The organism is Christensenella massiliensis (genome assembly GCF_040409835.1).
GTDB lineage: Bacteria > Bacillota > Clostridia > Christensenellales > Christensenellaceae > Christensenella > Christensenella massiliensis.
Genome location: NZ_CP117826.1, coordinates 2,508,744 through 2,530,034, shown reverse-complemented (window position 1 = coordinate 2,530,034; position 21,291 = coordinate 2,508,744). Strand labels below are relative to the sequence as shown.

Below are 21,291 nucleotides of genomic sequence, written 5' to 3'. Positions count from 1 at the left end.
AAAGTAAATTCAGACGGAACGCCCTTGTTCAAACCACGCCCGATATCTCTATCTTTTTTGTAGCGGTCTCATCTACAAATACATGGTCATGCTCTACAAACAGCATCGCAGGCCTATATTCGCAAATCACACGCTGGATCTGCATACGCGATAATATATCGATATAATTGAGCGGTTCATCCCATACATATAGGTGTGCCTGCTCCGCAAGGCTTTTGGCCAGCGCAGTTTTTTTCTTCTGCCCATCGCTGAATTCAGATATATCCTTTTCGAATTGTTCCCGTTTAATCCCTAACTTGCGCAGCAATGTCAGAAATAATGTTTTATCTACTCCGTTTTCTTCCGCATAAGCTCCGAGCTTCCCGTTCAAAAAAGACAGGTCCTGCGGCACATAGGAAATGGCAAGTCCTGAGGAAAGGGAAAAAGCGCCGCTATACTCGATATCTTCTCCGCATATCAGCCTTAGGATGCTTGATTTTCCGCTTCCGTTTTTCCCAATAAGTGCTATTCGCTCCCCCGGTTCCATAGCAAAATCGACCGGCCTGCATATTTCACGGCCGTTATACCGGATACACACATCTTTCATTTCAAGTATCCGTTGTCCATGGAATGAAAGCGGCTTTATCCTGATTTCATCCGCCTGTTCTATATTTTTCAATAGTCCGGCTTTTTCTTCCGCCGCCTTAGCTGCGCGTTTCTCAGCAGTCTTGGCCCGCTTCATCATTTTAGCTGCCTTATGGCCAATATAACCTCTGTCCGCATGCGTTCCTCTTTTGGAGCGCTCCACCGTTTCCGCCCAGCCCGCTTTCTGCCGCGCCGTGTCGGAAAGTCTGCCAATCTCTTTTTTCAATCGCCTGTTTTGCTCCTGTTCGTAAGCATCCTGCCTTTCTTTATTTACAAGCCATGAAGAAAAATTTCCACTCAATATTTCAATATTTGTCCGGTTGACCGATAACACATGGTCGGTGCACACATCAAGAAGCCTTCTATCGTGCGATACGAGGATAAAGCCTCTTTTCCGGCGCAGATATTCAGCCACTGCATCCCGGGTATATAGATCAAGATGGTTCGTCGGTTCATCCAACAGCAAAAATTCATTTTCCTTTAAAAACAATGCCGCCAGCAATACTTTCGTTCTCTCTCCATTGCTCAAGACCGCAAAAGCGCGCCGCAGGATATCCGGTGGCATTTCAAGAATATTTAATTCTCTGATCACCTGCCATTCTTCCGCTGCCGGGCATATCTCTTTTACGATATCTGCCACAGGTCTCTGCAATCCGGCAGGCCGGAACGGAAAATAATCAAAATGAACAGAATGATCGATCGTTCCGCTGTAGGAATATTCTCCTGCCAGTAATTTCAGAAAAGTAGTCTTTCCACATCCGTTTCTTCCTATAAATCCTAATTTCCAATCCGTGTCCAACCGAAAAGATACGTGCTCAAAAATCATGTCATAACTACCGTCGTAGCTAAATGATAGGTCTTTTACATTGATTTGCGACATTCCCTGTCCTCCTTGCGCGCCCGTTTTCCCCGCAGCGAAGCCCGGACAAATACAAAAAACCTGCAAGAAAATACGTTATTTTCCTGCAGGTTATAAGCCGCAGATCATCCTTACTTTACCGGCAAATTCGAAACGTAATCTCTTGCATGGAAAACCTTTGGCGCAAAACGCCGTTTTCCCAACATCAACTGTCTTTTAGCAAGAAATATTACGCATCGATCTTCCTCCTGTTTTCTTACTGTCACTATATCATCTGCCGGACAGCCCGTCAAGGCCTTTGTCTGCTTTCAATTCCCGAAACAACTTCTTGTATTGCTCCGAAAACGCGCTTCCTCTCCTCCAAATAAACGTGAGGTCGTGAGCGACCGAAAAATCCTCGATCGGGATCTTCTGCAGCGTTCCCTCACGAAGTTCTTTTTTGACCGCCGCTTCGTATAAGAATGTGACCCCGTATGCTTCCCGCACCAATTCCTTGATTGCTGCTATGCTGCCGATCTCTATCCTATTGCTGAAATCAGAGAGGGAAAGATTTCTTTCCTCCAAGCACCGCTCTAAAATTTCCCGTGTCCCAGAACCCGGTTCCCGTAAAATCAGGCGCTCTTCCATCAGGTCCTCCAAGCGTTTGGGCTCTTTGCGGAACGCATATCTTTTCCCGCATACGGCGATATACGGCTCCGTCGCGTATACGAGATGTTCATATTCATTTTTTGCGAAATAGCCCTCCACTAAAGCAAAATCTATCTCTCCGCCATCCAGTTTTTTTAGAAGCGCCTGCGTATTTGCGACCTCCATTTTCAAGGAGATATCCGGATGCAGCATAAGATAACGTCCAAGCGGACCCGGGATCACAAACTCGCCCACAGTAAGCGTTACGCCAAAACGGAGGCTTTTCTTTTCCTGAAGCTCCCTTATTTCCTTCCGGAGCGACAGCACATCATGCTTCATAGTAAGCCCCACGCTTTGCAAAAGCTTTCCCGCCCTCGTGAGTTCCGCTTTTTTCCCGCGCATCTGAAAGAGCCGCGTATCATAATACTCCTCGAGGAACCGGATATGCTGAGATACAGCCGGTTGGGTAATATTCAGTTTTTCCGCCGCACGGGTAAAATTCATTGCTTCGCATACCGCAAGAAAGGTGTCCATTCTGAAATCCAACATTTTCTTCTCCTCCCACCATAATATAATAATATAAAATTATTGATATATAAATATATATAATTTCAAATTATTATTATCTTTTATTATAATACTATTGAACTTATATTTCGAAAGCAGGTATTACGCATGAAATTTTTACAAACAAACTGGATGGGGATTTTGCTTTGCCTGATCATCGCCGTACCGGCGTTCTTTCTCGGAAAGCTTCTGCCTGTTGTAGGCGGTCCGGTATTTGCGATTTTGATCGGCATGGTGCTTACGCTTCTCCTGAAAAACAAAACAAGGCTTCAGCCCGGCGTTACCTTCACCTCAAAGAAGATCTTGCAATGGGCCGTTGTTCTTTTGGGCTTCGGGATGAACTTATCCGAAATACTTCGTCTGGGCGCGCAGTCGCTTCCCGTGATCGTCTCTACGATCGCAACGTCGCTTATCATTTCATTTATTCTGTATAAAGCGCTTAAGATGTCGCCGCGTATCTCCACGCTGGTAGGCGTCGGTTCTTCCATCTGCGGCGGCTCGGCGATCGCCGCGACAGCGCCTGTCATCGGCGCAAACGACGAAGAGATCGCGCAGTCCATTTCCGTTATTTTCCTGTTCAATGTAGTCGCCGCTCTTATTTTTCCGACGCTCGGCGGCGCGCTCGGCCTCTCGAACGAGGGCTTTGGGCTTTTTGCAGGAACGGCGGTAAACGATACTTCTTCCGTGACCGCCGCGGCAACTGCGTGGGATGGGATACACGGCAGCAACACACTCGATCAGGCCACTATCGTCAAGCTCACGCGTACACTCGCCATTATACCGATCACATTGGTGCTTGCTTTCGTGCGTACCCGGAAAGAAAAAAAGCTGGACGCAGCGTCCGGCTCCGCGTTCAGCTTCAAAAAAATATTCCCGTGGTTCGTCCTGTTTTTTGTGCTGGCTTCCGTCGTAACGACCGTATTTTCCCTGCCCGCTTCCGTCACCAGCCCGCTGAAAGAACTCAGCAAATTCTTTATTATCATGGCTATGGCGGCGATTGGCCTCAACACCAACATCGTCCGTCTTGTCAAAACGGGCGGAAAACCGATCTTTATGGGGCTTTGCTGTTGGATCGGCATTGCCGCAGTCAGTCTCGGCATGCAGCACGTTCTTGGGATCTGGTAATCATTTTCCGAGCCTCCGCCTTGCTTCCTCCCGGCATTTCTCGCGATGCTGCAGCTGCAGACCGATATGCCCCACCCCAAAAACGGCGGCGAACAAAACCAGCCAGACTACTTTTCCATAAAGTCCGAGCAGGAGAAACGCCGCCGTCGGAAAAACCGCAAGCGGAACCGGTATGCCGCAAAAACTGCGGTACATATTGATCTCCCTCATCCTGCTCCGAAAATAACGGACCCAACAGAACTCATAGAGCGCCATGACGGCAAATGCCAATATCAGCCACAGCGTCCACGGTGTAAACGGCGCGAAGTTAAAATCGCTGAACATCAGCGCGCTGATCGTGCATCCCACTTGCCCTATCCGCTCTAAAAGTAAAAAAATACCGCTTTCAAAGTCCGTTTCATATTCAACGGGGCGATGCCTGTTCCAAAAAAAATTTGGAATGAATACAAGCAGCAGAAAAATAAGTCCTACGTATGAAAACCCCAAATGGCCAAACATGACGGCTCCCCCATTCTACAAAAACAGCTCCGGCTCCCGCCGTCTTGTCAATCCCTCTTCAAGCTGTCTCAAATGCTCCAGATATCCCGGTTCGTCAAAATATTTCGCCCCTGCCGGGCACTTTTTTACACATGCTCCGCATTTGATGCATATCCCGGTGCATTCCCGTATATTTTCATGCCGAATACTTCCCATCGGACATACGTCCGCACACAGCCCGCAGCCATTGCAGGAGCTGCCCGTGCGCGGCTTTACCCTGCGGATATCGATCATTCCCTTTTCGCCGCGCGGCTGATAATAGCCGCGGTATGGAAAGGGCATCCCCGGGAGCTTCGGCCCCAAAAACGTTTCCTGCTTCAGCTTTTCAAAGATACCATCCGCAAACCGCTTCGCACATTCTATATCCTTTTCATCCGGCCGCCCCTTTGCGAGTCTGCGGGAAAACGCGTGCTCCCCGATAAACGCCGCGCCCGCGATGGGCATAAAACCGTTATTCCGGAGAATATCCCGCAGCTCTATAAGCGCGTCGTCAAAATCCCGGTTTCCGTAAACCACAATGGGAACGGCGAGCGCGCCGTTTCCGGAAAGCGTATCCAAATACCTCAGCAATACATTGGGAACGCGGCCCGCATAAACAGGCACGCCGAATAGAATGATATCCTCTTCCGCAAACTCCGGCCATCCGCACCGTGCGGCGGGCAGCGTAAAGTCAAACGCGCGTTCCTCCGCTTGCAGACGGCGGCAAAGCGCCTGTGCAACAGCCGCTACAATTTTTTTCGTCGTGCCTGTCGCGCTGAAATAAACGGCCCATATCTTCATCGCATTCCCTCATAAAATCAGCATTGCATCTCCAAAGCTGAAAAAGCGGTAACGCTCTTCTACTGCCTGCCGGTAAACATCCAATGCTTTTTCCCTGCCCATCAGGGCGCTCACGAGCATAATCAGCGTTGACTTCGGCAGGTGAAAATTTGTAATGAGCGCGTCTACGATTTGAAACCGGTAACCCGGATAGATAAAGATATCCGTATCCGCGCTTTCCGCCTGCACAAGGCCGCCCCTTGCCGCACTTTCGAGCGTCCGCACCGAAGTCGTCCCAACAGCGATCACCCGCCGTCCTTCCCGTTTCGCAGCGTTGATGATCTCAGCTGCCTGCGGACTCACGCTATAATACTCCGAATGCATCACGTGCTGCTCTACCGTTTCTTCTTTCATCGGCCGGAACGTTCCAAGCCCTACATGAAGCAGTATCTTAACGATAGCAACGCCCATTTCCTCTATTTTTTTTAAAAGCTCCGGCGTAAAATGCAGCCCCGCCGTAGGTGCGGCTGCGCTGCCGTCCTCTTTCGCATATACCGTTTGATAACGCTCTTTCTGTTCGAGCCGTTTTGTGATATAGGGCGGGAGCGGCATATTGCCATATCGGTCGAGCAGCTCTTCAAATACGCCCTCATACCGGAATTTCACTTCGCATACTCCATCCTCCTTTTTGCACAGGAGTTCGGCTGAAAGCTCCGGCCCAAAATCCACGACGCCGCCCGGCTTCAATTTCTTCCCCGGGCGCATGATGACTTCCCACGTGTCGAGCGCGAGCCGTTTCAACAGCAAAAACTCAAAATCCGTTCCGCTGCCCCGTTTTTTTCCATATAGCCGCGCAGGCAGAACCTTGGTCTCATTTAAAACAAGCACGTCTCCCTCTCGCAAATATTCCGTCACATCATAAAAATGCCTGTGTATGACCGCTTCCGTTTCCCGGTCATACACAAGAAGCCGCGAATGATCCCGCGGCTCGATCGGTGTCTGCGCGATCAGTTCTTCCGGTAAATCGTAATCAAAATCAGATGTCTTCATATCCTATGCCTTTAAAACAGCCTTGTCTGCCCTCTGTTCTCTGCACTGCGGGGCAAGGGAAGCCCCATGTGCCTATATGCGTTTTCCGTCGCGCAGCGGCCGCGCGGCGTCCTCTGGATAAAGCCAAGCTGAAGCAGGAACGGTTCGACCACGTCCTCTATGGTTCCCGCTTCCTCCCCCGTAGTTGCCGCCAGCGTATCGAGCCCCACCGGACCCCCGCCGAATTTCGTGATGATCGCATCGAGGATCAAACGGTCGGAATGGTCCAATCCCAATTCGTCTACTTCAAGGAGCTGCAGGCCCTGATCTGCCGCATCCCGCGTGATCACCCCTCCGGCGCGCACATCCGCGAAATCCCTCACCCGCCGCAAAAGACGGTTGGCGATACGCGGAGTTCCCCGTGACCTCCGCGCGATTTCCGCGGCGCCCTCCTCATCTACATCGATCTCCAGTATTTTGGCGGAACGCTTTACGATCGCCGTGAGCTGCCCCGCATCATACATCTGCAAGCGTCCCAAAACGCCAAACCGGTCGCGCAGCGGCGATGTCAGCATGCCGGCGCGGGTCGTCGCCCCCACGAGCGTGAACCGCGGCAGGTCGATGCGCATAGACCGTGCGGACGGTCCTTTGCCAAGAATGATATCGAGCGCATAATCTTCCATCGCCGGATAAAGCACCTCTTCCACGCTGGAATTCAGGCGGTGTATCTCGTCTATAAACAGTACGTCCTTATCCGAAAGGTTCGTAAGCAGCGCCGCAAGGTCTCCCGGTCGTTCGATCGCCGGGCCGGAGGTGATGCGGATATTAACGTTCATCTCCTGCGCGATAATGTGGGCGAGCGTCGTCTTCCCGAGACCGGGCGGACCGTACAAAAGCACATGATCGAGCGCTTCACCGCGCTTTTTGGCAGCTTCGATAAAAATCGCCATCTTTTCCTTGATCTTATCCTGCCCGATATATTCTTTCAGAGACTGCGGCCGCAGCGTTACGTCTGCAGTCACGTCTTCATTCAGTTTCATACCCGAAACGATGCGGGATTCCTCTTCCATGCTTTTCTCCTGCCTTATAGACTTATTGTTATTATACACCTTCCTATGTTTGAAAGGAACCTGCTGTTTGTTACAGAAATATCCCCGGAAGCGCTCATTCCTTCCGGGGATATTCCGCTGTTCCTGCGTTTCCCTCAAGCCTGTAAGCGAATCTGATAGGCTGCATCAAGCAGTTTATCCCGTTCCGCTCCCTCTGTCATAACAAGAACGTATGTGGCATCTTTTTTAGCATCATACCACACCGCATATCCCATTTCGCCTTCCGTATAGCTTAGCTGAACCCCATTCTCCGGAATGTCTTCGGGGGTAATTTCCTCTATGTGCTCTAACTCGCCATATAATCCAGCCAATGTCTGTCCGTCCGCTTTTCCGGGCATACCGCGATAAAGATACGCATCTCCTTTCCAGTGGAATGCAACCTGAGCGGTCTTATTCTCTTCCATGACAGAATATTCCGCATCAGAAGCGTCCTCGGGAAGCACGCTCATCGCGATGCCGGTTTTGTCCTGTACCTCCTGCGCATCCGCCGCTTCTGTCCACGGGTTCGCGATCTGTGCACTCTCTTCTGCAGGCTGCGCGGCACAGGCCGTAAATGCCATGGCAAATATTACCGCCATCAGAACTATTGTTATTTTTTTCATTTCCTGTTCCTTTCTGCCCCTGCTTATTTTCCCATCCTCTTGAGCGCAAGGCCTACCAAATCCTCCGCTGTATCTCCAAGGCTGCGGACCGCAGCGATCGCCGCCACAGCTTCCTGCCTGTTGTATCCAAGACCAATCAGCGCAGCGGCCGCTTCCGCAGCGGCATCCTGCGCGATCTCCGTCATATCGGGGCCGCCGCCAACGGCGTCCTCGAAATCCACTTTTTCTTTCAGCTCCAGCACAAGCCGCTGCGCTGTTTTTTTGCCGATCCCCGGCACGTTGGTAAACGCCTTATCGTCATTTGCGATCACGGCTGCCGCGATATCGTTCACGCGCATCACAGAAAGCACGGAAGCCGCCGCTTTCGGGCCTATCCCGCTGATCGAGAGCAGCTTTTCAAACATCGTTTTCTGTTCCTGCGTAGAAAACCCATAGAGGGTCATATCGTCCTCCGCCACTTTCAAATAAGTATATAATCTTGCTGTTTCGCCCGTTCTGATTGCATTGAGCGAAAACGTATCCGTAAAGATCCGGTAGCCTATCCCGCCGACGTCAAGCACCGCATAGGCTGCTGCTTTCTGCACTACTTTTCCCTCTATATACGCATACATAAAGATTTATCCTCCGCTTAAAACTGCGCTCTTATTTGATTTTGGTATTGAGCAGCCCCGCCGTATGCGCGCTGTGCGCATGGCAGATCGCCACCGCCACCGCGTCCGCCGCGTCGTCGGGCTTCGGTATATCCTTTAGAGATAAAATCGTTTTTACCATCATCTGCACTTGATTTTTGTCTGCCCGCCCATAGCCCACTACAGCCTGCTTGATCTGCAAGGGCGTATATTCGTAAAGCTGCTCCGTCCGCTCCGAAGCGGCCACAAGCGCCGCTCCGCGAGCCTGCGCAACGTTGATTGCCGTCGTCACGTTTTTGTTAAAAAACAATTCTTCAAATGCGATGCTGTCCGGCCGATACATATCGATCAGCTGAATGATCCCATGGTTGATCTGCTTTAAACGGATCGGGAACTGTTCTTTCGCGTCCGTCAGGATCGTACCGTAATCGATCAGCTTCAGTTTCACTTTTTCATCGCAGCTTATCACGCCGTATCCAACCGTTGCAAGCCCGGGATCGATTCCCAAAACGATCATACCGTCTCCTCTGTTCCTTTCAATTGTTTTCTTTATACAGTATACATGATTCCCTCTTTTTTCGCAATTTTGCGCTCAAAATAAAAAATTTGAATTTTCCCAAATTTCCTATTGCATAATTATTCATTTTTATGTATAATTATAAACATCGAATGAATGCAACGCACCTGTGTGCGCGGAAAAGGAGTTTTGGATATGAATGCAAAAAAACAGTATAACAAAGTAGTTCTCGCTTATTCGGGCGGCCTCGATACATCTATCATCATCCCGTGGCTCAAAGAGACCTATGGGGTGAAGGATGTGATCGCGGTCTGCGGCAACGTCGGGCAGGGAAAAGAGCTTGACGGCCTGTATGAAAAAGCCATCAACACCGGCGCATCGGACGCTTATATTGAAGATCTCACGGAAGAATTCATCACCGATTATGTCTATCCCACCATGCAGGCGGGCGCAGTATATGAGGGAAAATATTTGCTCGGCACCTCTTTTGCACGTCCGGTCATTGCAAAGCGCTTGGTCGAGATCGCCAAAGAAGTAGGCGCGGATGCCATCTGCCACGGCGCGACCGGCAAGGGTAACGATCAGGTGCGGTTTGAGCTTACGGTAAAAGCGCTTGCTCCTGATATCGACATCATCGCCCCGTGGCGCATCTGGGATATCAAGTCCCGCGAGGAAGAGATCGAATATGCACAGGCTCGGAATATCCCGGTTCCGGTCGATAAAGAGCATAATTACAGCATGGACGCCAACATTTGGCATCTTTCGCACGAAGGCTCCGACCTCGAAGACCCGTGGAACGAACCGAAGGACGACCTCTACATGATCTGTAAAACGCCGGAAGAGGCGCCTGACAAGCCGTGTTATTTTACGATCGAATTTGAGCAGGGTATCCCGGTCTCCATCGACGGACAGAAATACGGTCCTGTGGAACTCATCACTAAGCTGAACAAGCTCGGTGCGGAAAACGGCGTGGGGATCGACGACCTCGTGGAAAACCGCCTCGTAGGCATGAAGAGCCGCGGCGTATATGAAAATCCCGGCGGACGTATCCTCTATACGGCGCACGCAGGCCTTGAAATGCTGACGCTCGATAAGGATACCATGCACTATAAGGAAGGCGTCGCTGCGAAATATGCAGAGCTCGTATACGACGGCAAATGGTTCTGCCCGCTGCGCGAGGCGCTGGCGGCATTCGTGACCGAAACGCAGAAAACAGTGACAGGCACAGTACGTATGAAGCTTTATAAAGGCAACTGCACACACGTCGGCCTCAAATCTCCCTATTCGCTGTACAGTGAAGAATTTGCTACGTTCGGCGAGGACGAGGTGTATGACCACAAGGACGCGGAGGGCTTCATCAACCTGTTCGGCCTGCCGCTCAAGGTGCGTGCACTCGCGCTCAAGGATAAAGATGTTTAAACCGTACATCCTATCCTCCTTATGACCGCAAAGCAAAAGCCGGTATCTGCAAGGGATACCGGCTTTGTTGTTCCTTGAGGGCATTTACGAAAACTGGCTGTTATAGAGGGCAGCATATACGCCGCCTATCTTCATCAGCTCGTCGTGTGCTCCCTGCTCTACAAGGTCCCCGTCTTTCAGGACGAGAATCAGGTCCGCATCGAATATCGTAGACAGCCTGTGGGCGATCTGAAAATTGGTCCGTCCCTCCGTCAGCTTTTTCATCGCATCTGTCATCAGCTTTTCTGTGCGCGTATCAACGGAGCTCGTCGCCTCATCCAAGATCAGTATTTGCGGGTCAGCACAGAATGCGCGTGCGATCGTGAGCAGCTGCTTCTGCCCCGAAGAAAGGTTCCCTGCGCTTTCATCGATGACCGTATCGTAACCGTCCGGCAAAGTGCGGATAAAATAATCTGCATTTGCCATCCGGCACGCTTCCTCCACCTCTTCGTCCGTGGCTTCCGGCCGTCCATATCGAATGTTATCACGAATACTGGCCGAATAGAGCCACGTATCCTGAAGCACCATGCCAAACAGACTGCGAACGTTTTGGCGCGTCATTTCGGCGGCATCCACGCCGTCGATTCTGATCGCGCCGCCATTCAGATCGTAAAAACGCATCAGCAGGTTAATGAGCGTCGTTTTTCCAGCGCCGGTCGGTCCGCATATCCCGACCTTTTGCCCATGCTTTATTTCCGCGTTCATGTCTGTGATCAGAATACGGTCGGGCGAATAGCCGAATTTCACATGCTCAAATGTAATATTCCCCTCAGTTTTTTCGATCCGGACAGCATCCTTCCGTTCTTCGGGTATTTCCGGCTCATCCAAAAATTCAAATACACGTTCTGCCGCTGCAAGCGTACTCTGCATCATATTGACAATATTGGACGTCTGGATGATGGGCTGTGTAAATTGCTGCATATATTGCAAAAATGCTTGGATCGCGCCAATGGTGAGCGAGCCGCCCGCTGTCAGAAGTCCGCCGAGAATACAGATGCCTACATATCCTAAATTCCCGACGAGATTGGTCGCCGGCATCATAATGGAGGATGCGAACTGTGCACGCCGCGCATTTTCGTTAAGCGTATCATTCATTTCGTCAAATTCCCGTTCCGCGCGCTTCTCTCCGCCATACAGCTTTAAGACGTCATGGCCTGCGTAATGCTCCTCTACATAGCTGTTTACAGCTCCAAGCCCCTCTTGCTGGCCTTTAAAAAATGTCTGGGACTTCTTTGCGATCCGCGAGCAAACGAACAGCGCAACAGGCAGAACTACGAGTGCTATCAGCGCCATCTGCCAATTGAGCGTAAACATCATGATCACAATGCCGATGATCGTAAAAAGCGCCGTCAGAAGCTGCGTCATGATCTGCTGAAGCGAGGTCGATATCGTTTCGATATCCGTTGTTGTACGGGATAATACGTCCCCGTGCGTATGCGTATCATAATAGTTGAGCGGAAGCCTCTGTATTTTCCGGTCTACATTTTCCCGCAGGTCAAACATCGCGCGCTGCGCCACCTGCGCCGTAATCTTCTGCTGCAAATAGGTAAAAAGTGCCGAAAGTCCATAAATAGCGACAAGGATCATCAGTACCATCTTCAGTACCGGCATATCGCCCTCATTGAGGGGCGGCCCGACATAATTTCCCTCCGCATCGACATTTTCACGGATCTCTTCTACTCCCGCCAATCCCGGGTCGTTGACATCCAGATCCAATACGCCCGTTTGGTTATACTGCGCGCGCATAGTGATCACATTGGTCGCCGTTCCCAGAACACGCGGGCCGGTGATCAAAAAAATCACGCCTACGACCGCGCAGATCAGCAGCAGGGCAACCTTTTTTCTATATGGCTTCAGATAGCCAATCAGCCGTTTTGCAGCCGAAGTGTTTTCCGGTGACTTTTTTGTCATTTCTTTTCACCTCCCTCGGCCAATTGTGTTTTTGCGATCTGTGCATAAACACTGCATCCCGCGAGCAGTTCTTCATGCGTTCCTTCTCCGATGATCCTGCCTTTATCCATCACGAGTATTTTGTCCGCGTTCATGATGGTTCCTACCCGCTGCGCTACAATAATGACCGTCGCGTTTTGCGTATTCTCACGGATTGCCTGACGCACAGCCGCATCCGTTTTAAAGTCCAGCGCAGAAAAGCTGTCGTCGAATACAAAAATATTCGCGTCTGTCGCCATCGCGCGGGCAATGGCAAGGCGCTGGCGCTGTCCGCCGGATACGTTCGTTCCGCCCTCTGCGACCGGATCGTCGTATCCAAGCTCCTTACGCGAAATAAAATCGTCTGCCTGCGCAATCTGTGCGGCGCGCTTCACCTGCCCGCCGCTCATGTTTTCGTTTGAAAACGCAATATTGGAACGAATTGTTCCCGCAAATAAATTAGATTTCTGCGGAACGTATCCGATCCGTTTCCGAAGCTCTGTGAGGTCATATTCCCGCACATCTATGCCGTCCACCAGAACCGTTCCTCTCTCCGGGTCGCGCAGACGCGGTATCATACAGATCACAGACGATTTTCCGCTTCCCGTTGCGCCGATCAGCGCCGTTGTCTGTCCGGGCATTGCGGTAAAGCTGATATTCGAAACTGCCGGAATGTCTGAATTTCCATAACTGAGCGTCACATCACGAAATTCAACTATTCCCGTTTTCTTTTCCGGCACCTTAGGCTGCTCCGCATTCGTGATGGCTGGTTCTATCTCCAGCACCTCTACGATGCGCTCCGCGCATACGCTGGCCCGCGGCATAAGCGCAAAAATAAGCGACATCATAACGAGCGCATACATGATCAGCATCAGATACTGAATAAGCGCCATCATATCCCCTACCTGAATAACACCCATCGATATCTGCCTGCCCCCAAACCATACGACCGCTACCGTTCCAAGGTTTATGATCAGCATAAGAAGCGGCATCAGGGTGGATACCTTTACCTGCGATCTTGTGGAAGCCTGCGTCATATCCTCGTTGGCCTCCTCAAAGCGTTTTTCCTCACGTTCTTCAGCCGTAAACGCGCGTACGACGCGTACTCCGGTGATATTCTCCCGTATGATCAGGTTTACCTTATCCAGCTTCGCCTGCATTGAACGGAAGATAGGAAAAGCGCTGCGGAGCACCATCACCAAAAATACCACGATGATCGGCATACAGACGACCAGTACCATGGCCAGCTCAGCGTTTTTCTGAAATGCAAGCGTGATTCCCCCAATACACATGATCGGCGCTAATATGATCACCCGGAACAGCATGATCGTAAAGTTTTGGACCTGTAGGATATCGTTTGTAGAACGTGTCGTCAGGGACGACGTTCCGATCCGGTCAAATTCCTCCAGCGTGAACCGGTCGATATGGCGGAACAGCTTTTTACGCGTGTCCGTGCAGAACCCCACCGCGGCTTTAGAAGCAAAATATCCTACTCCAATCGCCGATGCGGAGCCTGCAAGCGTAATGCAGATCATAATGATCCCGGCCGTCACGATAAAATTCATGTCCCCCTGTACAACCCCTCTGTCGATGATAAGAGACATCATAGACGGCAGCATCAACATGGAAAACGCCTGTACGAAAAGCAGCAGGACCATCAAGATCAATTGCTTCGCATACGCTTTCAATCCCTTGTAAAGCTTCAGCATACTGTCCTCCTCTATTTATTTCTTATAATATATCCGGCATAGAATATCCATGTAAAAGCATGAGCGCAAGATAACAGACGGCCGCTCCGACGGCGAGTACGATGCCGGTCACCGAACAAATGCGCTTTCCTTTTTCCGGGCTCCTGCGCCCTTTATTTCCAAGGATAATGGCGGCGGCCGCACAAATAAAGCCTGCCCAGAACCATATTCCATCCAAGAGTACGGTGTACGCCAGCACGCCAAGCGCTACATTTATGCCGGACCATATCTTCATTCCTTTTGTCTGCATGATCTATCCTTTTCAACGGTCTCATCAAAACCATTGGTTCGCGGCTTTATAAAAGCGTTTTGAAACAAGAAACGGCGATGCGCCTTGCCGTCCGGGCATCGCCGTTTTTTCATCCTTTTTTGTCAGGCTACATGGCAAAGCTGTCATCATTTTCTGCAAGCGAGCTTTCCCGAGCATGCCTCCGCAAAGAGTGCTATGCCCCCTACGATCAAATAGATGGCAAAAATCCATTCCATCGTAAACCACCCTGCAATCGGAGCACAGATGATCAGAATACCGAGAATGAGGTTGATGATACCGCTTGCAAGGATCCAGCCTGCTCCCGGCTCTCCCTCTTTCTTAAATGCACCGTATGACGAGATCTGGGTGATTCCTCCGAAAAGGGCAAAGAACCCGATAATAAAGGAGAATGTAGAGATCATATTGATCCTCCCATACATTCCTCCCAGTGCTTCCACAAGTATCAAAATACCGAGAAGCGTAAAAATGATGCCGTTCGCGATCGTCCAGCCATTACGATAGTCAGCAGGCGTGCGGACATAGGCAACGATATCAAAAACACCGTAAATAATGAATCCGATCGTTACAAGATATGCGATCCCAAGCCCCATGATAAGCGGCGCACAAAAGATCAATATCCCCAATACCACCATGCAGACCGCAATCACGATACCAGCCGTTTTATTGCCTCCTGACATTTTGCGCACCATTTCATTCATCCCGGTACGCGCTTTCCTCTTCTCTCCCTGACTGTTTTCCATAACTTATGATACCTCCCTGTATTAAGATTGATATAACTTAAGAGCACAGCATAGGCCGGACATATCTTTTTCCATTTGCTTTCGTACTCTTTTCGGGCTGTTTTCCCTTTTGCCGTTCGTCTTAAAAATTTGAAGTTTACCGGCGCGTTCTATTATAGCAAACCTTGCGCCATCTGAATGCCTGCAGAAAAAATATGACGATTAGCGGACATTTCTCCGCCTGCATCATGGGCCGTATTCTATTACAGGCAGGGGCATGCGCCTATATCGGTATCTGCCTTTCACGTTAAACGATCATATTCTTCAAAGAAACTGCGCATATTTTAGAAATAAAGCTTTTTCCGCCAAGCCCAGCTCTCGTTATCCCTTTACAAAACGTGCTTCTGCAGGGGCACAGCCATTTTTTATTCCTTTCCAAACCTGTTTTCCGGCGAGGCGTTTGTTTTTTAAATATCAAATCGTCTTCCGGAACGGAGACACGTATACCGTTTTTTTTGCTCCGTTCAAGAGCCTATTTTTACAGCCGATTTATTTAATTTCCATTTTTTCTTTTCCGCATATTGACATCTTTGGTTAGCGATGGTAAACTGACATGTGGAAAAGGGTTAGGGAACGCTAACCCATATATTGGTCCATACTATTAGCTTGTGCTAATCGGAAGGAGTGTTTACTATTATGCCTCTTACACTTGCCCCAGCGGGAAAAAGGGCTTTTATCTGCAAAATCAAAGGCAAAGACGATGTGCGTCATTTTTTGGGGAGCCTTGGCTTTGTAGAGGGCGAGCATGTGACCGTCGTTTCCGAAATGGGCGGAAACATGATCGTAAATGTAAAAGATACGCGTATTGCGATCAGCAAAACTATGGCCAACCGGATCATGGTAGCGGAAGCATAAAAATTTTTGCCTGAAACGCCTTTGCGTTCGGAAGTATTGTATTTTTGCGCCTTTTGCGGCGCATACCGGAAAGGAGGAGCGATATGAATCAGGATGTATCCGGAGAAAAAACTCTGCGCAACACGCCGTGCGGACAAACGGTGACGATCACGAGACTGACGGGCTCGGGCGCGGTAAAACGCAGAATTATGGACATGGGCCTTACGAAAGGTACACAGGTCTACGTCCGCAAGGTTGCCCCGCTCGGGGACCCGGTGGAGATCACTGTACGCGGCTACGAGCTTTCTATCCGCAAGGCAGACGCTGAGATGATCCATGTAGGCTAACGTTTTCTAAAAACGGCAGGGTTTCCCCTGCATTTTTTAAGAAGCACTGTTAGCTTCAACTAACTTTTGAAGAGGAGGAAGCAAATGAAACTTGCATTAGCAGGCAACCCAAACTGCGGCAAGACCACGATGTTCAACAATTTGACGGGCGCGTCGCAGTACGTCGGCAACTGGCCGGGCGTAACGGTTGAAAAGAAAGAAGGTAAATTAAAGGAGCATAAGGACGTTATCATTACGGACCTGCCGGGCATCTATTCCCTGTCCCCCTACACACTCGAGGAAGTCGTCGCACGAAATTATTTATTAGAAGAGAGTCCCGACGTTATCATCGACATCGTAGACGCAACAAATATCGAGCGTAACCTGTATCTTACCACGCAGCTTTTGGAAACGGGCGTTCCCGTCGTCATTGCGCTCAACATGATGGACGTCATCAAGAAGCGCGGCGATAAGATCGATATAAAAAAGCTGAGCGAAAAACTGGGCTGCCCCGTTGTCGAAACGTCGGCCCTCAAGGGAACCGGCCTTTCCAAACTGATCGAGACTGCGCTGTCTCTTGCCAAAGCAGTCGAGATACAGCCTATCGTCCATAAATTTGCGGCCGACGTAGAGGCTGCTCTCACCGACATAGAGGGCATTCTTGACGGCGTGGTTGAAAAGAAAAATCTGCGCTGGTATGCCATCAAGCTGTTCGAGCGTGATGAAAAAATAGAAAAACATTTCAAATTCAAGGCAGATACTCGTCAAAAAATCGACGAGATCATCAAATTATGTGAAAACCAATATGATGACGACAGTGAAAGCATCATCACCAATGAGCGTTATACTTATATCCACGGTCTGATGCGTGAATGCGTGAAAAAGCGTGCGGAGCAAATGACGATTTCTGACAAGATAGACCGCGTCGTCACCAACCGTATCGCGGCGATCCCGATCTTCATCGGCGTAATGTTTTTCGTGTATTTCATATCGGTAAGCTGGCTTGGTACTATCGTTACAGACTGGACAAACGATGTACTGTTCGGCGAATATATCTCTGGCTGGGCAACGAGCGGCCTTGAGGCCATCGGCGCGGCCGATTGGGCGCAGAGCCTTGTAGTAGACGGTATCATCGGCGGCGTCGGTGCGATCATCGGCTTTGTACCGCAGATGCTGATCCTGTTCATCCTGCTCGGTATTTTAGAGGACTGCGGCTATATGGCGCGTATTGCGTTCATCATGGACCGTATCTTCCGTCGTTTTGGCCTTTCGGGCAAATCCTTTATTCCGATGCTCGTCGCTTCGGGCTGTGGTGTTCCCGGCGTTATGGCAAGCCGTACCATCGAAAATGAGTCCGACCGCCGTATGACGATCATGACGACCACTTTCGTGCCCTGTGGTGCGAAGCTTCCCATCATCGCCCTTATCGCAGGCGCGATGTTCCCGGAAAATTCATGGTGGCTGGCGCCGTGCGCATACTTCCTTGGCATTGGCATGGTCATCATCTCGGGTATTATCCTGAAAAAGACAAAGCCTTTCGCAGGAGAGCCTGCTCCTTTCGTCATGGAGCTCCCGCAATACCGTGCTCCGGGCGCAAAAGGCGTTCTGATGCACATGTGGGAACGCGGAAAATCGTTCATCAAAAAAGCCGGTACGATCATCTTTGCTTCTACAGTCGTTATCTGGCTGCTCAGCAATTTCAATGCATCGTTCGAGATGGTAGACATCAATGACAGTATGCTTGCCTCGATCGGTAACGCGATCGCTCCGGTCTTTGCGCCGCTCGGCTTCGGAGACTGGCAGTCCTCCGTGGCGACGATCACGGGCCTTGTGGCCAAAGAGAATGTCGTGGCGACGATGGGTGTCCTGCACGGTATCCCGGACGCAACGGAAGAAACGGTGGCTCTGCTCCAGAGCGTGGCCGGCAGCTTCACAGTCGTAAGCGCGTTCTCGTTCATGGCTTTCAACCTGCTCTGCGCTCCCTGCTTCGCGGCGATCGGTGCGATCAAGCGCGAAATGGGCAATGCAAAGTGGACATGGGCGGCGATCGGCTATCAGACTCTGCTCGCTTATGTCGTTGCTTTCATCATCTTCCAGCTCGGCAGCGTGTTCGTTCTCGGCCAGCCGTTCGGCGTGGGTGCTGTGATTGCCATTGCACTGATAGCGCTTATTATATGGCTCATGGCCCGCAAGGGTTACGATCCTTCCAAGAACCGTTCGCTTTCCGCTGTGGAAGCACGTAACTAAGCTTATACCTTATAATAGATTCTCCTAAACCTCGGGCCGGACCTCCCGGCCCAAACAAAAGGCCCCCTATCCGGAGGCCTTTTCCTTTATTTCTTATGTTCTTTCCGCACAATGCGGCGCACATTTATCTGTGGTGCTTCTCTACATATTCCTTGATTTGACTGAATGTGCGGCTGCTGATGATATGCTCGATCCGGCAGGCATCCTGCTCTGCGATATCCGGCTCTACGCCAAGCGTCTCGATCAAAAATTCCTGTATCAGCGTATGGCGCTCATAAATCTCTTCCGCCTTTTGCAGCCCCTTTTCTGTCAGCTCGATAAAGCCGCTCTTATCCATCGTGATATAATCCTGCTTTTTTAAAATACCCATCGCCCTGCTGACACTGGGCTTTGAATAATCCAGCCTGTTTGCAATATCAATAGAGCGTACACAGCCGAACTTTCTTTGCAGAAGCAGGATCGTCTCCAGATAATTCTCTCCAGATTCGCGCATTCCCTATCCCCTCCATGTGTTTGCACCGCTGCCGCGGAGATTATTGTTTTTATTGTAACATACGCTTTGACCGCGTACAAATAAATTTTTCAAATATGCTTGACAAACGGTCGTCCAGATGATAAACTTTAAGCATAAGTTAGTTAATGCTAACTTATATTGTTCGGCAGAGGTTAGCTTAAGCTAATCACCCGAAGTTCACTCCATTAGGCAATGATGGAGCAGGAGCATAAGACATAACGAATGCTCCGCAAGAAAACATACGTTCCCCATACGTACATACTCCTGCAATGTTTTCCGCTGAGCTGTGCATCTCCCGACCTCCGATGCATCGTTCAGCGAAAACAGAGGAGGAAACGGGAACAAAGGAGCTGTTCAAATGAGTTTTGGAGATATTTTCGTGATTGTAGTCGTTGCTGTATTATTTGTACTCGCGGTTCGCGGAATCGTTCGCAGTCAAAAAAGCGGCGGGTGCTGCGGCTCCTGCAAAGGGTGTTCGCATCAGGGTTCTTCTTCCTGTCAGTGCGACCACACACATAAAATTTGACCCCCCATTCTTAAATACAGACCTCCGGAAAAGCGGCCTATAAATACGGCCGCTTTTTCAATCGTTTTTTGGTACTTGACAGTAAAAGTCTCCTTTGCTATAATGCATACGCTGACAACTTGATAATGCAGTGGCGTTATACCGCCGGGTATGCCGCCACGTTGATTGCATCGATTCTTTTTCGTATTGTTAGGCCTGCGGATACGCGCAGGCCTTTTATTTTGCAGAGGTCCGGACGGACGATAGGAGGAAAAATGGAACACACGGCTATTTTAAACAGAAATATTTATAAGACATTCTTCCAATATGTTTCTCTGAATATTCTGAGCATGCTCGGTATTTCATTGTATATCCTTGCCGATACGTTTTTTGTGGCAAACGGCGTAGGCGCGGACGGTTTGGTTGCGCTCAATTTGGCTCTTCCCATTTACAATCTGATCAATGGTACCGGCCTTTTGATCGGCATTGGCTCGGCTACTCTTTTTTCTATTGCGGCGGGAAAGGGTGAAAGCCAGCCGGGGGTCCGCATCTTTACACAGGCTTTCATCCTTGCGGTGTCGGCAGGCGTCATTCTGACGTTATGCGGCATCTTTCTAAACCGTCCTATCGCTGAAATGCTGGGAGCTCAAGGAGAGCATATCATTTCCATGACCGCAACGTATCTCCGCATGCTGATGCTCTTTTCCTGCGCGTTCATCGTCAATAACCTGCTCGTTGCTTTCGTGCGTAATGATGGAAATCCCCGTCTTGCTATGGTTGGAATGCTTGGAAGCTGTCTGTTTAATATCGTATTCGACTATATTTTTGTCTTTCCTCTGCACCTCGGCATCTTTGGCGCAGCCCTCGCGACCGGTATCGCTCCCATTCTGAGCATGATCATTCTTTCTGCACATTTTATACGCAGAAAAAATCATTTCAAGCTGCAGAAAGTGCATTTTCGCGCCCGCGAGCTCGGCAATATCGTTTTTACGGGCCTTCCCTCTTTTATTACCGAGTTTTCATCCGGCATCATCATCTTTCTGTTCAATATCGTCATCATGGGAATAGCCGGAGATATCGGCGTCGCGGCTTATGGTGTAGTAGCCAATCTTGCTCTTGTCTGTATTGCGGTCTTTACGGGCATCGGTCAGGGTATCCAGCCTGTCGTCAGTGTAAACTATGGCGCCTCCCGCATGGGCAACGTTCTCCGCACCTACCTATGCGGAGTAGCCCTTGCATTTGTTCTCAGCCTCCTTTTTTATCTCGCAGCGCGTTTATTTCCCAGCGAGATCGCTTCGTTGTTCAACAGCGGAGACAACGAGCAGCTTCAGACGCTTACACAAAACGGCCTTACGATCTATTTCCTTGGTTTCCTATTTGCAGGGATAAATATTGTCACGACGTCATTCTTTGCGTCTATCGCACGTCCCCGCCCCTCTTTTCTGATTTCTGCGCTGCGCGGCTTCGCTCTTGTCATCCCCCTTCTGTTCCTTTTATCTGCGCTTTTCGGCATAGAGGGCGTGTGGATGACCATACCAGCCTGCGAGCTTCTAACGTTTATGTGCTGTATCGTATTCATAGCTCTCTTTTTCAGGAAGCACCGGGTTTCGCTTGGGCATACGCGCCTGTATCATTGACTTTATCTTTTCGATTTGCTACGATTTAAAATAGCTCAAAGCATGGAAGCATCAGCCGC

At 50.1% G+C, this 21,291-nt stretch carries 21 protein-coding genes; 7 read left to right on the top strand and 14 right to left on the bottom strand.

Annotated elements, in window-relative coordinates; all coding sequences use genetic code 11:
* Positions 1–28 precede the first annotated feature (28 nt).
* Together abc-f and PUP29_RS12390 are read right to left on the bottom strand one after the other, a co-directional pair.
* Positions 29–1,504, bottom strand: coding sequence for a ribosomal protection-like ABC-F family protein (gene abc-f / locus PUP29_RS12395; protein WP_079545377.1), 1,476 nt, complete (start codon positions 1,502–1,504; stop codon positions 29–31).
* 249 nt (positions 1,505–1,753) lie between these two features.
* Entirely contained in the window at positions 1,754–2,659 is a 906-nt protein-coding gene (locus PUP29_RS12390) for a LysR family transcriptional regulator (RefSeq protein ID WP_079545379.1), read from the bottom strand.
* Positions 2,660–2,785: 126 nt separating this feature from the next.
* Here PUP29_RS12390 and PUP29_RS12385 point away from each other — a divergent pair, with 126 nt between their 5' ends.
* Positions 2,786–3,802, top strand: a complete 1,017-nt coding sequence (locus PUP29_RS12385) for a YeiH family protein (RefSeq protein WP_079545380.1) — start codon at positions 2,786–2,788, stop codon at positions 3,800–3,802.
* On the opposite strand, the gene PUP29_RS12380 is transcribed toward PUP29_RS12385, so the two are convergent.
* The 7 genes from PUP29_RS12380 to ruvC form a co-directional block, all read right to left on the bottom strand.
* Complete coding sequence (locus PUP29_RS12380) at positions 3,803–4,150, bottom strand: hypothetical protein (protein WP_353423487.1); 348 nt, start codon at positions 4,148–4,150, stop codon at positions 3,803–3,805.
* 165 nt (positions 4,151–4,315) lie between these two features.
* The gene (locus PUP29_RS12375; RefSeq protein ID WP_353423486.1) at positions 4,316–5,119 is read right to left on the bottom strand and encodes an EFR1 family ferrodoxin; all 804 of its coding nucleotides are present in this window, start codon (positions 5,117–5,119) and stop codon (positions 4,316–4,318) included.
* Positions 5,120–5,128: 9 nt separating this feature from the next.
* Positions 5,129–6,148, bottom strand: coding sequence for a tRNA preQ1(34) S-adenosylmethionine ribosyltransferase-isomerase QueA (gene queA / locus PUP29_RS12370; RefSeq protein ID WP_353423484.1), 1,020 nt, complete (start codon positions 6,146–6,148; stop codon positions 5,129–5,131).
* A gap of 11 nt (positions 6,149–6,159) precedes the next feature.
* Positions 6,160–7,197 carry a Holliday junction branch migration DNA helicase RuvB gene (gene ruvB, locus PUP29_RS12365; protein WP_353423482.1) on the bottom strand — a complete coding sequence of 346 codons (1,038 nt, stop codon included), beginning with the start codon at positions 7,195–7,197 and terminating at the stop codon, positions 6,160–6,162.
* A gap of 134 nt (positions 7,198–7,331) precedes the next feature.
* On the bottom strand, positions 7,332–7,838 hold the full coding sequence (locus tag PUP29_RS12360) for a hypothetical protein (RefSeq protein WP_353423480.1): 507 nt from the start codon (positions 7,836–7,838) through the stop codon (positions 7,332–7,334).
* A gap of 23 nt (positions 7,839–7,861) precedes the next feature.
* Positions 7,862–8,449 (bottom strand): Holliday junction branch migration protein RuvA, encoded by a 588-nt coding sequence (ruvA, locus tag PUP29_RS12355; protein ID WP_079545388.1) that lies wholly within the window; start codon positions 8,447–8,449, stop codon positions 7,862–7,864.
* A 31-nt stretch (positions 8,450–8,480) separates the two neighbouring features.
* On the bottom strand, positions 8,481–8,984 hold the full coding sequence (ruvC, locus tag PUP29_RS12350) for a crossover junction endodeoxyribonuclease RuvC (RefSeq protein ID WP_079545390.1): 504 nt from the start codon (positions 8,982–8,984) through the stop codon (positions 8,481–8,483).
* Between the two features lie 195 nt (positions 8,985–9,179).
* Between ruvC and PUP29_RS12345 the strand changes: the two genes are divergently transcribed.
* Entirely contained in the window at positions 9,180–10,403 is a 1,224-nt protein-coding gene (locus PUP29_RS12345) for an argininosuccinate synthase (RefSeq protein WP_353423478.1), read from the top strand.
* Positions 10,404–10,487: 84 nt separating this feature from the next.
* On the opposite strand, the gene PUP29_RS12340 is transcribed toward PUP29_RS12345, so the two are convergent.
* The 4 genes from PUP29_RS12340 to PUP29_RS12325 all read right to left on the bottom strand — a co-directional run bounded on the left by PUP29_RS12340 (position 10,488) and on the right by PUP29_RS12325 (position 15,130).
* Complete coding sequence (locus tag PUP29_RS12340; RefSeq protein ID WP_353423477.1) at positions 10,488–12,353, bottom strand: ABC transporter ATP-binding protein; 1,866 nt, start codon at positions 12,351–12,353, stop codon at positions 10,488–10,490.
* Positions 12,350–14,080 (bottom strand): ABC transporter ATP-binding protein, encoded by a 1,731-nt coding sequence (locus PUP29_RS12335; RefSeq protein WP_353423476.1) that lies wholly within the window; start codon positions 14,078–14,080, stop codon positions 12,350–12,352. Before PUP29_RS12335 ends, PUP29_RS12340 begins: the two co-directional genes overlap by 4 nt.
* Positions 14,081–14,102: 22 nt before the next feature.
* Entirely contained in the window at positions 14,103–14,369 is a 267-nt protein-coding gene (locus PUP29_RS12330) for a hypothetical protein (RefSeq protein ID WP_079545396.1), read from the bottom strand.
* A 146-nt stretch (positions 14,370–14,515) separates the two neighbouring features.
* The gene (locus tag PUP29_RS12325) at positions 14,516–15,130 is read right to left on the bottom strand and encodes an HdeD family acid-resistance protein (RefSeq protein ID WP_079545398.1); all 615 of its coding nucleotides are present in this window, start codon (positions 15,128–15,130) and stop codon (positions 14,516–14,518) included.
* A 675-nt stretch (positions 15,131–15,805) separates the two neighbouring features.
* Here PUP29_RS12325 and PUP29_RS12320 point away from each other — a divergent pair.
* The 3 genes from PUP29_RS12320 to feoB all read left to right on the top strand — a co-directional run bounded on the left by PUP29_RS12320 (position 15,806) and on the right by feoB (position 18,576).
* A complete protein-coding gene (locus tag PUP29_RS12320) occupies positions 15,806–16,024 on the top strand; it encodes a FeoA family protein (protein ID WP_079545399.1) in 219 nt (72 codons plus the stop codon).
* Between the two features lie 83 nt (positions 16,025–16,107).
* On the top strand, positions 16,108–16,350 hold the full coding sequence (locus tag PUP29_RS12315; RefSeq protein ID WP_079545401.1) for a FeoA family protein: 243 nt from the start codon (positions 16,108–16,110) through the stop codon (positions 16,348–16,350).
* 84 nt (positions 16,351–16,434) lie between these two features.
* Entirely contained in the window at positions 16,435–18,576 is a 2,142-nt protein-coding gene (gene feoB, locus PUP29_RS12310) for a ferrous iron transport protein B (protein ID WP_353423475.1), read from the top strand.
* Positions 18,577–18,700: 124 nt separating this feature from the next.
* Here feoB and PUP29_RS12305 read toward each other — a convergent pair whose 3' ends face one another.
* Positions 18,701–19,069, bottom strand: coding sequence for a metal-dependent transcriptional regulator (locus PUP29_RS12305; protein ID WP_353423474.1), 369 nt, complete (start codon positions 19,067–19,069; stop codon positions 18,701–18,703).
* A 379-nt stretch (positions 19,070–19,448) separates the two neighbouring features.
* On the opposite strand from PUP29_RS12305, the gene PUP29_RS12300 reads away from it, so the two are divergent.
* Together PUP29_RS12300 and PUP29_RS12295 are read left to right on the top strand one after the other, a co-directional pair.
* On the top strand, positions 19,449–19,616 hold the full coding sequence (locus PUP29_RS12300) for a FeoB-associated Cys-rich membrane protein (RefSeq protein WP_079545406.1): 168 nt from the start codon (positions 19,449–19,451) through the stop codon (positions 19,614–19,616).
* A 254-nt stretch (positions 19,617–19,870) separates the two neighbouring features.
* The gene (locus PUP29_RS12295) at positions 19,871–21,232 is read left to right on the top strand and encodes an MATE family efflux transporter (protein ID WP_353423473.1); all 1,362 of its coding nucleotides are present in this window, start codon (positions 19,871–19,873) and stop codon (positions 21,230–21,232) included.
* Positions 21,233–21,291 lie beyond the last annotated feature (59 nt).